General features: G+C 68.3%; 13 protein-coding genes. 6 read left to right on the plus strand and 7 right to left on the minus strand.

The window, feature by feature from the left end:
* Nucleotides 1-6: 6 nt before the first annotated feature.
* Together ACRB8A_RS09295 and ACRB8A_RS09300 are read left to right on the plus strand one after the other, a co-directional pair.
* Complete coding sequence (locus ACRB8A_RS09295) at nucleotides 7-1419, plus strand: class I adenylate-forming enzyme family protein (RefSeq protein ID WP_056600404.1); 1413 nt, start codon at nucleotides 7-9, stop codon at nucleotides 1417-1419.
* Nucleotides 1409-2596 carry a thiolase family protein gene (locus ACRB8A_RS09300; RefSeq protein WP_432245998.1) on the plus strand — a complete coding sequence of 396 codons (1188 nt, stop codon included), beginning with the start codon at nucleotides 1409-1411 and terminating at the stop codon, nucleotides 2594-2596. Before ACRB8A_RS09295 ends, ACRB8A_RS09300 begins: the two co-directional genes overlap by 11 nt.
* A gap of 11 nt (nucleotides 2597-2607) precedes the next feature.
* Here the strand turns inward: ACRB8A_RS09300 and ACRB8A_RS09305 are convergent, their stop codons facing one another.
* Genes ACRB8A_RS09305 through ACRB8A_RS09315 form a run of 3 tightly spaced genes read right to left on the minus strand, consistent with a single transcriptional unit; the run spans nucleotide 2608 to nucleotide 4610 of the window.
* Entirely contained in the window at nucleotides 2608-3231 is a 624-nt protein-coding gene (locus ACRB8A_RS09305) for an energy-coupling factor transporter transmembrane component T family protein (protein WP_056600399.1), read from the minus strand.
* Nucleotides 3228-3959 carry an energy-coupling factor ABC transporter ATP-binding protein gene (locus ACRB8A_RS09310; protein ID WP_056600398.1) on the minus strand — a complete coding sequence of 244 codons (732 nt, stop codon included), beginning with the start codon at nucleotides 3957-3959 and terminating at the stop codon, nucleotides 3228-3230. The genes ACRB8A_RS09305 and ACRB8A_RS09310 overlap by 4 nt, the downstream gene beginning before the upstream one ends.
* Nucleotides 3960-3968: 9 nt before the next feature.
* Entirely contained in the window at nucleotides 3969-4610 is a 642-nt protein-coding gene (locus tag ACRB8A_RS09315) for a biotin transporter BioY (protein WP_050687396.1), read from the minus strand.
* A gap of 291 nt (nucleotides 4611-4901) precedes the next feature.
* Here ACRB8A_RS09315 and ACRB8A_RS09320 point away from each other — a divergent pair, with 291 nt between their 5' ends.
* Nucleotides 4902-6500: an ABC-F family ATP-binding cassette domain-containing protein gene (locus ACRB8A_RS09320; RefSeq protein WP_050687394.1), complete on the plus strand. Its 1599-nt coding sequence runs from the start codon at nucleotides 4902-4904 to the stop codon at nucleotides 6498-6500.
* 58 nt (nucleotides 6501-6558) lie between these two features.
* Here ACRB8A_RS09320 and ACRB8A_RS09325 read toward each other — a convergent pair whose 3' ends face one another.
* From ACRB8A_RS09325 to ACRB8A_RS09335, 3 genes are read right to left on the minus strand one after another with little or no spacing between them, the layout of a single operon-like run.
* A complete protein-coding gene (locus tag ACRB8A_RS09325) occupies nucleotides 6559-7455 on the minus strand; it encodes an SURF1 family cytochrome oxidase biogenesis protein (protein WP_056600396.1) in 897 nt (298 codons plus the stop codon).
* Entirely contained in the window at nucleotides 7456-7725 is a 270-nt protein-coding gene (locus ACRB8A_RS09330; RefSeq protein ID WP_050687390.1) for a hypothetical protein, read from the minus strand. It abuts the gene before it with no gap.
* Nucleotides 7722-8153 carry a DUF3099 domain-containing protein gene (locus ACRB8A_RS09335; RefSeq protein WP_050687388.1) on the minus strand — a complete coding sequence of 144 codons (432 nt, stop codon included), beginning with the start codon at nucleotides 8151-8153 and terminating at the stop codon, nucleotides 7722-7724. Before ACRB8A_RS09335 ends, ACRB8A_RS09330 begins: the two co-directional genes overlap by 4 nt.
* Nucleotides 8154-8303: 150 nt before the next feature.
* On the opposite strand from ACRB8A_RS09335, the gene fabG reads away from it, so the two are divergent.
* Both fabG and ACRB8A_RS09345 read left to right on the plus strand, forming a co-directional pair.
* Nucleotides 8304-9029, plus strand: coding sequence for a 3-oxoacyl-ACP reductase FabG (fabG, locus tag ACRB8A_RS09340; protein ID WP_056600393.1), 726 nt, complete (start codon nucleotides 8304-8306; stop codon nucleotides 9027-9029).
* Between the two features lie 119 nt (nucleotides 9030-9148).
* On the plus strand, nucleotides 9149-9907 hold the full coding sequence (locus ACRB8A_RS09345) for an SDR family oxidoreductase (protein WP_050687383.1): 759 nt from the start codon (nucleotides 9149-9151) through the stop codon (nucleotides 9905-9907).
* A gap of 84 nt (nucleotides 9908-9991) precedes the next feature.
* Here ACRB8A_RS09345 and serB read toward each other — a convergent pair whose 3' ends face one another.
* Complete coding sequence (serB, locus tag ACRB8A_RS09350; protein ID WP_050687381.1) at nucleotides 9992-10885, minus strand: phosphoserine phosphatase SerB; 894 nt, start codon at nucleotides 10883-10885, stop codon at nucleotides 9992-9994.
* Nucleotides 10886-10974: 89 nt separating this feature from the next.
* On the opposite strand from serB, the gene ACRB8A_RS09355 reads away from it, so the two are divergent.
* Nucleotides 10975-11760 (plus strand): ABC transporter ATP-binding protein, encoded by a 786-nt coding sequence (locus ACRB8A_RS09355; RefSeq protein WP_050687379.1) that lies wholly within the window; start codon nucleotides 10975-10977, stop codon nucleotides 11758-11760.
* Nucleotides 11761-11765: the final 5 nt, after the last annotated feature.

Genomic DNA, 11765 nt, shown 5'->3' on the forward strand with positions numbered 1-11765 from the left:
GATCCGATGCCTTTTCTTGACCGACTCCAGCGCTGGGCCGACGAACGTCCGCACCATCCCGCCGTCGTGATCGCCGGCCGCCGGCTCACGTGGGCGCAGTTGCGCGACGGCGCCGAGGCCCGGCTGGGTGCCACGGGACCGATCACGGCCCTCTGCCAGGAGAATTCCGTGGATTTCGCCCTGCAGTACGCGGCAGCCGTGGCGGGGGAGCGGCAGTGCGCCGTGCTGGACCCCTCCTGGCCAGCCGGCCTGCAGGCGGACATCGTGGCGGCGGTACGCGCGCACGCCGTCCCCGGCCAGGTTCCGGACGCTGCCGCGGACCTGCTGGCTGACGGGCCGCCGGGCTCCACCTTCCTGATCGGGCTGACGTCCGGAACCACGTCCCTGCCCAAGGCCTTCACCAGGTCCCGGCGTTCCTGGCAGGAATCGTTTGAGGCGTCGATCGAGTTCTTCGGCCTCCGCGCGGATGACGTGACACTGGCCCCGGGCCCCCTGGCTGCCAGCCTCAACCTGTACGCCCTCTCCGAATGCCTGTACGCCGGCTCCGAGTTCCAGACCCTGGCCTCCTTTGATGTGGGGGACATCCACGCGGCCATCACCTATGACCGGGTCACCCGGCTGGTCCTGGTTCCCACCATGCTCCGGATGCTCAGCGAACGCGGCCTGGCCGGCGGGGTGGACGCAGCAGGCATCCGGACCATCATCTGCGCCGGGTCCAAGCTTGATGCGCGCACGCTCCAGGCGGCCCGCCGGTGGGCCCCCAACGCCACGATTTTCGAGTACTACGGCGCCTCCGAGCTGAGCTTCGTCTCGGGTGCCGGGCTGCCTGCCGGCCGGCCTCCGGAGGTTGGCGGCACAGGCATCGGGCGGCCGTTCCCTGGCGTGGAGGTCCGCATCCTTGACGACGCCGGGGCCCAGGTACCCGACGACGGCGCCGGAAACATCTGCGTCCGGAGCGGCCTGGTCAGCAACGGCTACCTCTGGGGGGACGACGGCGAGGCACTGCGTTCTTTCGGCGACTGGTACACGGTGGGGGACCAGGGGTTCCTGCGTGACGGTGAACTGCACATCCTGGGCCGCCGCGCCGACATGATCCTGACCGCCGGGAAAAACGTCTACCCGCATGAGGTGGAGCTGGCCCTCTCCGCCCTCCCCGGCGTGTGCGCAGCCGTGGCCGCCGGAATGCCTGACGACATCCGCGGCCAGCGGGTGGTGGCGGGGGTGGTCCCGGCCCATGGCGGGCTGACGGCCACCTCGCTGCGGGCCGGCCTGGAGGCCATCCTGCCGCGGGACAAACGTCCGCTGCAGTACTTCCTGCTCACCGAGCTGCCCGCCACGGACCGCGGCAAGGTCAGCCGCACCCTGCTGCTGGACTGGATTGCCGGACACGATCCCCGGGTGAAGAACCTTGGCGCCTGACCTGCTGCCCCCGGACCGCCAACCGGTCATCATCGCGGCGCTGCGCACCCCGGTGTGCCGGGTCAACGGTCCGCTGCGCACAGTGCCGGCCCATGAACTCCTGGCGCCTGTGCTTCGCCGGCTGGTCAGCACCACCGGGCTGGACCCAGCCGCCGTTGCGGATGTGGTGATCGGCAACGCCGTGGGCGCCGGTGGCAACGTGGCCCGCCTCGCCCTGCTGGCGGCAGGCCTTCCCGTGGGGGTACCCGGCATGACCGTTGACCGCCAGTGCGGTTCCGGCCTGGACGCCATCGCCCTGGCGGCCCGGCTGGTGGCAGCCGGCGGAAACCCCGTGTACCTGGCCGGGGGAGTGGAGAGCACCAGCACCGCACCGCTCCGGGCCCGCCCGGATGCCGACGGGACGCCCCGGTTCTATTCGCGGGCCCAGTTTGTACCGGCGGGTTTCGGTGATCCGGACATGGGCGTCGCGGCGGAAAACGTGGCCCGGGAGTACGCTGTTGGCCGGGAACGCCAGGACGCGCTGGCCCTGGCCAGCCACGGCCGGGCCCTCGCTGCCGCAGCAGCCGGAACCTTTTCCGGCGAAATTGTCTCCGTGGCCGTAGGCGCCACGGAGGTTTCAGTCGACGACGGCCCCCGCCGAGGCCTGAACAACGCCGTTATGGCGCGTTTCCCGGCCGCTTTTGTCCCCGGCGGCACTGTCACCGCCGGAAACTCCTGCTTTGACGCGGACGCGGCGTCCGCCGTGGTGGTGACCTCGCTGGCGCGGGCCAGGGAACTGAACGCCGCGGACGGGCTGCTGGTGCTTGGCACCGCCACGGCCGGCGTGGACCCCGCGGTCCTCGGCATTGGCGCCGTTCCGGCGGCACGCAGCGTCCTGGCGGCGGCCGGCCTGGCAGCAGCAGAGGTGGACCTGGTGGAGTTCAATGAGGCCTTCGCCGCTCAGACGCTGGCCTGCCTGGACCTGCTGGGCATTGCCCCGGAGCTGGCTAATGCCGACGGCGGCGCCCTGGCCCTGGGGCATGCCTATGGAGCGTCCGGGGCCGTCCTGGTCACCCGGTTGCTGGCACAGGCGCGCGCGCAGGGGGTGGCCGGCACCCTGGCGCTGGCCCTGATCAGCATGGCCGGGGGGATGGGCACGGCCGCGCTCCTCCGCTACGAGCGGATCAGCCGCGACTGAGCCGGGCCAAGTCAGTCTTCCGCGTCGCCCAGCCCGCGGGCGGCCAGCGCCTCGCCGGTCCGGCGCGCGTAAGCCACCGAGCTGATGAAGACGGGCAGGACCAGGGCGCGGGGATTGCGTTCCAGGCCGCGTGCTTTGGCGGAATCGCGGACATCGGCGAAGGTGCCCGCGATATACGGAATGCTGCGGAGCATAATGCCGATGGTCAGGGCGAACCGTTCCGGGTCGGCGCCGAACCGCTGCAGCGGACGGACAGCCGCCACCACCCCGTCCAACAGGCGCTGGACCGGCGTGGACACGGTGAGGATGGACGCGGCCACCACGCAGACCAGGATGTTCAGGACAATCCGGGCGGCCGTTGGCGCACCCAGCTGCCAACCCTGGAACAACCCGATCACCAGCAGCACCGGCACCAGGGCCCGGACCGCGCGCCATAACCGCCGGAAACCGGCGCCGGACAGCAGGAACAATGCGGCCAGGGCCGCCAGGGCGACCGCAGACCAGCGCCAGTCCGCCACCACGAAGGAGGCAACGCCGCAGGCGAAGACCAGCAGGAATTTCACGGCCAGCGGCGTGCGGTGGACCAGTGAGGTGCCTGGCGCGTAGGTGGCCAGAAGGAAACCGTGGTCCTTCACCGCGGACCTGGCCCTGGAGTCTCGAGGCCGGCCAGGCACAGTTCCCGGTAGAAGGCGACAGCGGTTGCGGCCTGGCCGTCAAACACCACTGCGCCCTGGTCGATGACCAGCACCCTGTCCATCCCGAGGACCAGGTCCAGGTCATGGGTGGACATAATGATCTGCTGGTCCAGCCCGGTCAGGGTCCGGCGCAGCAGTTCCCTGTTCCGCAGGTCAAGCAGCGTTGACGGTTCATCCAGCACCAACACGGCGGGGTCCACTGCCAGCACTGCCGCCAGGGCCAGGAGCTGCCGTTCGCCGCCCGAAAGCTCGTAGATGCTTTGGTCTGCCAGGGGCAGCAACCCGAACCGGTCCAGTGCCGCGTCGGCCAGGCGGCGCCGTTCGGCACCGTTGCGGGCTGTCCGCCGCAGGGACAGTTCCACGTCCTCGCGTCCCGTGGGCATCACCAGTTGGGACAGCGGGTCGGTAAAAACAAAACCCACGGCCCGCCGGACGGACCGGACAGCACGGACGGTGTCCTGCCCGTCCACCGCGACGTGGCCTTCGCTGGGCTGCACCAGCCCGTTGACCAGGCGCAGGAGCGTGGACTTTCCCGAGCCGTTCGCACCGATCACGCCAACGCGCGCCTCGGTGAGCTCCAGGCTGACATCCTGCAGCAGCATCTTGGGCTCCGGCAGGTGATCCACCGCGACGGCTACGGAGACGCCGTCGAACGTTACCTTGGGCATCCGGCGCGGCTACGCGGCAACGGGCCGGGCGGTGCGCTTGGCACGCCGCACCAGGATGTCCGGGAAGGCGCGGTGCAGGGCGACGGCGATACCGGCGGCAAGGATGTTCTTGACAATGTCTCCCGGGTAAAACACGGCGTCACTGAGGAATGCCTGGCCCAGGGTGGCCTTGGTGGTGATGGCAATGCCGGCCACACCCAGCGAGTGGACCACCACGGCGCTGGTCAGCAAGGCGGAGGCGAAGAACCACAGCGTGCGGGCCTTGGTGGTCCTGCGGATCACCAAGGTGGCCAGCCAGCCAACAACAGCCGCGGCGATGGGGAAGGCGATGATGTACCCGGCGGAGGGGCCCGCCAGGACCGCCAGGCCGCTGCGGCCCAGGCTGAAAATGGGCAGGCCGGCAAGGCCCAGGAGGACGTAAAGGCCGACGGCGGCAAACGCCCGGGCCGGGCCCAGCACCAGGCCGGTCAGCATCACCGCCAGGGTTTGGAAAGTGATGGGGACGCCGATTCCCGTAATGGCCAGGGCGGGCGCGAGCGCCGCGGCGGCCACCAGCGCGGCGAAGACGGCGATCAGGCCCAGGTCTGTGGCGTTCCAGCGGGTCCGGCCCGGGGTGTGGGTCTTGGTGGGGGAGGGTGCGGTGTTGCTCATGGGGGGTCCTGTCGGGGTTGTACAAGCAGGTCAATTCGTACCGCCGACGCTACCGGGGCGGCGGTGGCCGGATTTTGTAGGGGTCCTACTAAAGCCGGAGCCGGCAACCTGAGAGTGGAAACAAAGGCCGTCAGCGGGTGCGGTGATGGACGGCACCGTCCCCGGCGGTTATGCGCTGAAGCCATGGACGGTAGACTTGGGTGGGCCGTTCTCCGGCCACTCTGCCCCGCCCGCTCCGGATCCGATGAAGCGGGCTGCGGCGTTCCCCTGTTGTGAAAGGCCTTACCTGCTGTGATTACTGTCCAGGATCTTGAACTGCGTGCCGGTGCACGGCTCCTCATGGACCAGGTGAGCTTCCGGATCGACAAGGGCGACAAAATCGGCCTGGTGGGCCGCAACGGTGCCGGCAAAACCACGCTGACCCGGGTCCTGGCCGGCGAGGGCCTGCCTGCTGCCGGCAAAGTCACCCGCACGGGGGAGATCGGCTACCTGCCGCAGGACCCGCGCACCCCGGACATGGAACAGCTGGCACGGGACCGGATCCTGTCCGTCCGCGGCCTGGATATCGCCGTCAGCAAGCTCCGCCTCGCCCACGAGGAAATGGCCAGCGACGACGCCGCGGTCCAGCGCAAGGCCATGAACCGCTACGACCGGCTCGAATCCGAGTTCCTGGCCGCCGGCGGGTACGCCGCCGAAGCCGAGGCCGCAGCGATCTGCTCCAACCTTGCCCTGCCGGACCGGCTCCTGAACCAGCCCCTTAAGACCTTGTCCGGTGGCCAGCGCCGCCGTGTGGAGTTGGCCCGCATCCTCTACTCGGATGCCGAAACCATGCTCCTTGACGAACCCACCAACCACCTGGACGCCGACTCCATCGCCTGGCTGCGTGACTTCCTGAAGAACCACCAGGGCGGCCTGATCGTGATCAGCCACGACACCGAACTGCTTGAAGCCACGGTTAACAAGGTGTTCCTGCTGGATGCCAACCGGGCTCAGATCGACTTCTACAACATGGACTGGAAGCGGTACCTCACCCAGCGCGAAACCGACGAGCGGGCACGCAAGCGCGAGCGTGCCAACGCCGAAAAGAAGGCCCAGGTCCTCTTTGACCAGGCCAACAAGATGCGCGCAAAGGCCACCAAGGCCGTCGCTGCCCAGAACATGGCCAAACGAGCCGAACGGCTGCTCAGCGGCCTGGAAGCAGTCCGCGAGAACGACCGCGTGGCAGCGCTCCGGTTCCCGGACCCCTCACCCTGCGGCCGTACCCCGCTCACCGCGGAGGGCCTCAGCAAGTCTTACGGGTCATTGGAAATCTTCACTGACGTGGACCTGGCGATCGACCGCGGCTCCAAGGTGGTCATCCTGGGCCTCAACGGTGCCGGCAAAACCACCCTGCTGCGGATGCTCGCCGGTGTCGACAAGCCGGACACCGGTGATGTGATCGCCGGCCACGGCCTCAAGGTGGGCTACTACGCCCAGGAACACGAAACCCTGGACGTGGACCGTACGGTCCTTGAAAACATGCGTTCCTCGGCCCCGGACATGAAGGATGCGGAGGTGCGCGGCATCCTCGGTTCGTTCCTGTTCTCCGGAGATGACGTGGACAAGCCCGCCGGTGTGCTGTCCGGCGGCGAGAAGACCCGCCTGGCGCTGGCCACCATCGTGGCTTCCAGCGCCAACGTACTGCTCCTGGACGAGCCCACCAACAACCTGGACCCGGCCAGCCGCGCCGAGATCCTGGGGGCCCTCAAGAACTACAGCGGCGCCGTCGTCCTGGTCAGCCACGATGAGGGGGCCGTCGAGGCCCTCAATCCGGAGCGTGTTGTCCTGCTGCCGGACGGCGTCGAGGACCACTGGAACGAAGACTACCTGGACCTGATCACCCTGGCGTGATCCGCCCGGTGTGAACACTGCCGGTTGAGAAGGTCCGCCACAATTGTGGCGGACCTTTTCAGTATCCTTGCGCGTCCAGGAGTGCGTCTTCCGCTTCCTCCGCGGTGGGGTGCTTCCGCTTCCGCGCCGCCGGGGGCCGGCGCCGGGCTGCAGCTGCGGCGGAGTGTACGGGGCTGCCGGAATCGACCGGCCCGTCAGCTTCCGCCGCGGCGTCCGCCTCGGCATCGATGGCCGCGTTGCGGGCCTGCTGGCGGGCGGCGTACCCGAACCCCACAAACATCAGGACGCCGAAGGCGAACCACTGCAGCGAGTAGGAAAGGTGCGTGCCCTCTTCCGTGGCCGGTTTGGGGAACGGGAACGGCATCTCGGCGCTGGCCGGCGTCTCCGTGGCGAGCTGGCCGTACGCGCCCGTCAGCAGCGGGTAATCCAGCTGCCCCCCGTAGGCGTTCAGGTCAATGGACGCCAACTGCCCGGCGGGAGCGCCCCGCTGGAGTTCGGGTTCGGGATGCTTCAGGCGCACGACGGCGCTTACCTCACCGGACGGGGGCGCCGGGATCGAATCGGGGCTGCCGGGGTTTTTGTTGCCGATGGGCAGCCAGCCCCGGTCAACCACCACCGTTTCACCTGTTGACAGCCGGAGCGGGACCACCACTTCGTAGCCGGGCTGGCCGTTGAGCGGCCGGTTCCGGACAATCCGCTGCCCGGCCACGTCGTAGGTCCCGGTGAGCGTCACCTGCGTCCATTCCCGGGCGGGATCGAGGCTGGTGAACTGGTCCCGGACGTCAGCAAAGGGGACGGGTGTGGCGGAGTAGTTGGTCACCACCCGGTTGATTTCCGCGAGGGTCTCGGCGCGACGGTCCATCTGCCAGCGGCCAAGGAACACGCAGGCGGTGGCGAAGACCGCAGCCAGCAGAAGGTAGCCCAGCCATTTGCTGGAAAAAAGGAAACGGTACATTCAGCGCTCATGCTCCATGGGGCCGGTGGTGGGTGCGGCCGGCATCGGGATGGTTTCCTTCCACAGCCCGCGGGTCTGGAGGTAGTCCTCCAGCCAGCCGCGGTGCTCGGCGCAGGCCAGCCAGGTCTTGCGGCGCTCCGGCGGGTGTATTTTCGGGTTGTTCCACAGCAGTTGCCACGACGCCTGCGCACGGCAGGCCTTGCGGGAACAGACCGCGCCGGGGCCGGCGGAAGCTGGTGGCAGCCCCGCTGCCAGGTCGAAGATACTCAAGGTCGGCGGCCCTCTTCCGGGTTGTCGTCGTCGGTGTCTTCCACCAGTTCTCCCTGCAGGACTTCGCTGCCTGCCGGCGGTTCCGCGGGTCCGGCCAACGGGCTGTCCAGTTCGGCCAGCGGCGCCGCGTCGATCAGCGAATCGCTGTGGCCTGCGGCGGTGTCATCACCGTTGGCGATGATCACGGCGAACCAGGGAAGGAAGACCGCGCCCGCGATGGGAATGATCTTGAACCAGCCATCCACCACAAAGATCAGGACCAGGCAGACCATGCGGATGCCCATGGCCACCGCGTACTTGATCATGCGTTGCCGGATGGCCTCGGAGTGGGCGCCGCCTGCCTCTGTGATGCTGTGCACTTCCGCATCGCCGGAAAACCGGCCCGGTTCTCCGGGCACGGGTTGTCCCGCATGGTTTTCAAGGGTCATGGTGGCAGATCACGCTCCAAAGGCTTCCCTCAATTCTCTCACCATCGGCAGTGGCACCCAAACGCCGGCCGGGCCGGGCGCTAAGATCGGTTTCAGCCAAATCACCCTTCCTACAGCGGCGGAGCGCCGCAGAATTCCTGGAGATCCTTCATGACTGAAGCAGTTCCCGCCCCCCGCAGCGTCCTGATCACCGGCGGCAACCGGGGGATCGGCCTGGCTATCGCGGAATCCTTCCTGGCCAACGGCGACAAGGTTGCCGTGACCTACCGCAGCGAATCCACGCTGCCCGCAGGGATCCTGGGCGTGAAGGCCGACGTCACCGACGAAGCCTCCGTGGACGCGGCCTTCGCCGAGGTCGAGGCAGCGCATGGCCCCGTTGAGGTCCTGGTGGCCAACGCCGGGATCACCAAGGACACCCTGTTGCTGCGGATGAGCGAAGACGATTTCACGTCCGTCATCGACACCAACCTCACGGGCGCGTTCCGGGTCATCAAACGCGCCTCCAAGGGCATGATCCGGCTCCGCAAGGGCCGCGTGGTGCTGATTTCCTCGGTGTCCGGCCTCTACGGCGCTCCGGGCCAGATCAACTACTCCGCGTCCAAGGCAGGACTGGTGGGCATCGCCCGGTCGCTGACCCGCGAGCTGGGCTCCCGCGGCATCACCGCCAACGTGGTGGCCCCCGGCTTCATCAACACGGACATGACCGCCGAACTGCCCGAGGCGACCCAGAAGGATTACCTGGCCAGCATCCCTGCCCGCCGCTTCGCCGAGGCCTCAGAGGTGGCCAACGTGGTCCGCTGGATCTCCAGCGATGAGGCCGCCTACATCTCCGGTGCCGTTATCCCCGTTGATGGCGGCCTGGGCATGGGGCACTGACGGGCAACTAGCCGTACTGGCCTTCTTTGGAGGGGTCGGACAAGGGAATCGGTCCTGACCGCTGGCATGATGGATGGCAGGCCGAGAGCAATTTAGACGTTTCAAACAAAAGGAGCCCCATGGGACTGCTGGACAACAAAACCGCGATCGTCACCGGATCTTCCCGCGGCATCGGCGCTGACGTCGCCAAAATACTCGCCGGCGAGGGCGCCGCCGTTGTGGTCAACTACCGCCAGAAGGCGCCGCGCGCCAACAAGGTGGTTGCAGGCATCGAAGCAGCCGGCGGCCGTGCCGTGGCCGTTGGCGCCGACCTCACCACCGAGGAGGGTGTGCACGCGCTGGCCAGCGCCGCAATGGAAAACTTCGGCACCCTGGACATCCTGGTGCTGAACGCTTCCGGCGGCATGGAGGCCGGCATGGGCGAGGATTACGCGCTGCGGCTGAACCGCGACGCGCAGGTGAACATGCTCAACGCGGCAGTGCCGCTGATGAACGAAGGCTCCCGCGTGGTGTTTGTCACCAGCCACCAGGCCCACTTCATCAACACTGTCCCCACCATGCCCGCTTACGAAGGGGTGGCCCGCAGCAAGCGTGCCGGCGAGGACGCACTGCGCGAACTGGTCCCCGGACTGGCTGAGAAGGGCATCACCCTGGTGGTGGTCTCCGGCGACATGATCGAGGGAACAGTCACGGCCACACTGCTGGACCGCTCCACCCCGGGTGCCATCGAGGCACGCCGGGCGGAAGCCGGAAAGCTGTACTCCGTCGAGGAGTTCGCCGAGGTCGTTGCGGGCATGGCCACGGCCGACGTCGAACCCGGCCACACCGAATACGCCGGCGGCGCCGACTACTTCGGCAAGAGCGGGCCTGCAAGCTAGCCTTTCCTGCCCCTCCGCGAGATGGCACTTCGCGGCAATGATCCTCCCGGACATTGCCGCGAAGTGCCATCTCGCGGTTAAGGGTCAGACGCCCGCGACGTGGCGGACGGCGTCCAGGTACGGCATGTTGACGGCGGCGTCGGCCACGGCGCGGACGGCCGGCTTGGCGTTGAACGCCACCCCGATTCCGGCCGCACCCAGCATGTCCAGGTCGTTGGCGCCGTCACCCACCGCCACCGTGTGCTCCAGGGCGATGCCCTCGGCAGCAGCCCACTCCCGCAGGTACTTCTCCTTGGCCGCCCGGTCCACCACGGCGCCCAGGACCTTCCCGGTCAGCGCGCCGTCCACAATTTCCAGCTCGTTGGCCTGCCAGTAGTCCAGGCCCAGGTCGGCCGCGATCGGCGCCAGGATCTGGTTGAAGCCGCCGGAGACCACCGCCACCACATGGCCTGCGGCCTTGAACGCTGCAACGAGTTCCGCGGCCCCCTCACTGAGTTTCACCTCATGCCGGACGGAAGTGACGACGTCGGCCGGCAGCCCGGCGAGGACCGCCACCCGGGCATGCAGGCTTTGGGCGAAGTCGAGCTCGCCGCGCATGGCGGCTTCCGTCACGGCAGCCACCTCCTCGCGCTTGCCGGCGTACGCTGCCAGGAGTTCGATGACTTCCTGCTGGATGAGGGTGGAGTCAACATCCATGATCAGCAGCTTCCGGCCGGCGGCCCGGAGGCCGGCCGGAACCAGTGCGGTGTCAACTCCCGGGATGGCCGCATCCGCCACGGCCCGGCGCAGGCCGGCCAGCCCGGCGGCGGTGGCGTCCGGCAGGGAAAGATCGGCAATGTGGACCTGGTAACGGGCGTCCCCGGACGTGGTTCCGGGCTGCGGGGAAACACCGGCGGCGGTAAGGACGGACCCCAGCCGGTCCAGTGCTTCAGCGGTCATATTCCGGCCATAGCTGACGGCGGTTACGTTCGAAGTCATGCCTGCAATCTTAGCGAGCGGCAGCGGCCCGCTGCGCCGGTGCGCACCGGTTAGCAGTCCGCCTCTTATTTGTCCTAGTGTCTATTCCTATGAGTGATGTTCTTGAATTGGCCGCCGTCAGCGTTGTGCGTGGAGCCAAGACGCTCCTGGACAAGGTGGACTGGCAGGTCAAGGAGGGTGAGCGGTGGGTCATCCTGGGACCCAACGGCGCCGGCAAGACCACGCTGCTCCAGATCGCCGCGGCCAGGCTGCACCCCAGCAGCGGCACCGCCGGCATTCTGGACGAGGTCCTGGGCGCTGTGGACGTCTTTGAACTCCGGCCCCGCATCGGCCTTTCCTCAGCCGCGCTGGCCAACCAGATCCCCGGGGATGAAACCGTCCTGAACGTGGTGGTCACCGCCGCCTATGGCGTGACCGGTCGCTGGCGTGAAGGCTACGAGAAGGACGACGAACGGCGGGCCTTCCGGCTCCTGAACGAATGGGGCATGGGCCCGATGCTCAACCGCCGTTTCGTGTCCCTGTCCGAGGGTGAACGGAAGCGGGTCCAGATCGCCCGCGCCCTCATGACGGATCCCGAACTGCTGCTCCTGGATGAGCCAGGAGCCGGCCTGGACCTCGGCGGCCGCGAGGACCTGGTCCACCGGCTCAGCCAACTGGCCCGCGATGAGGCGGCCCCGGCCATGATCCTGGTCACACACCACCTCGAGGAAGTCCCGCCCGGCTTCACGCACGCCATGCTGCTCCGCGATGCGGGAGTGGTGGCCTCAGGCCCCATCGAAGAGGTACTGACCGGTGCGAACCTGAGCCGGACCTTCGGCCTGGACCTCGACGTAAGCGTCAACGCCGGCCGGTACGCCGCCGTCGCCCGCCGCTGACCCCG

Origin of the sequence: Arthrobacter sp. G.S.26 (genome assembly GCF_050847375.1) — a bacterium.
Lineage (GTDB): Bacteria > Actinomycetota > Actinomycetes > Actinomycetales > Micrococcaceae > Arthrobacter.

Coding starts and splice junctions, on each gene's coding strand:
- ACRB8A_RS09295 (WP_056600404.1), top strand. CDS start 7: ATGCCTTTTCTTGACCGACTCCAGCGCTGGGCCGACGAACGTCCGCAC.
- ACRB8A_RS09310 (WP_056600398.1), bottom strand. CDS start 3,959: ATGCCCAAGGTAACGTTCGACGGCGTCTCCGTAGCCGTCGCGGTGGAT.
- ACRB8A_RS09315 (WP_050687396.1), bottom strand. CDS start 4,610: ATGAGCAACACCGCACCCTCCCCCACCAAGACCCACACCCCGGGCCGG.
- ACRB8A_RS09325 (WP_056600396.1), bottom strand. CDS start 7,455: ATGTACCGTTTCCTTTTTTCCAGCAAATGGCTGGGCTACCTTCTGCTG.
- ACRB8A_RS09335 (WP_050687388.1), bottom strand. CDS start 8,153: ATGACCCTTGAAAACCATGCGGGACAACCCGTGCCCGGAGAACCGGGC.
- fabG (WP_056600393.1), top strand. CDS start 8,304: ATGACTGAAGCAGTTCCCGCCCCCCGCAGCGTCCTGATCACCGGCGGC.
- ACRB8A_RS09345 (WP_050687383.1), top strand. CDS start 9,149: ATGGGACTGCTGGACAACAAAACCGCGATCGTCACCGGATCTTCCCGC.
- serB (WP_050687381.1), bottom strand. CDS start 10,885: ATGACTTCGAACGTAACCGCCGTCAGCTATGGCCGGAATATGACCGCT.
- ACRB8A_RS09355 (WP_050687379.1), top strand. CDS start 10,975: ATGAGTGATGTTCTTGAATTGGCCGCCGTCAGCGTTGTGCGTGGAGCC.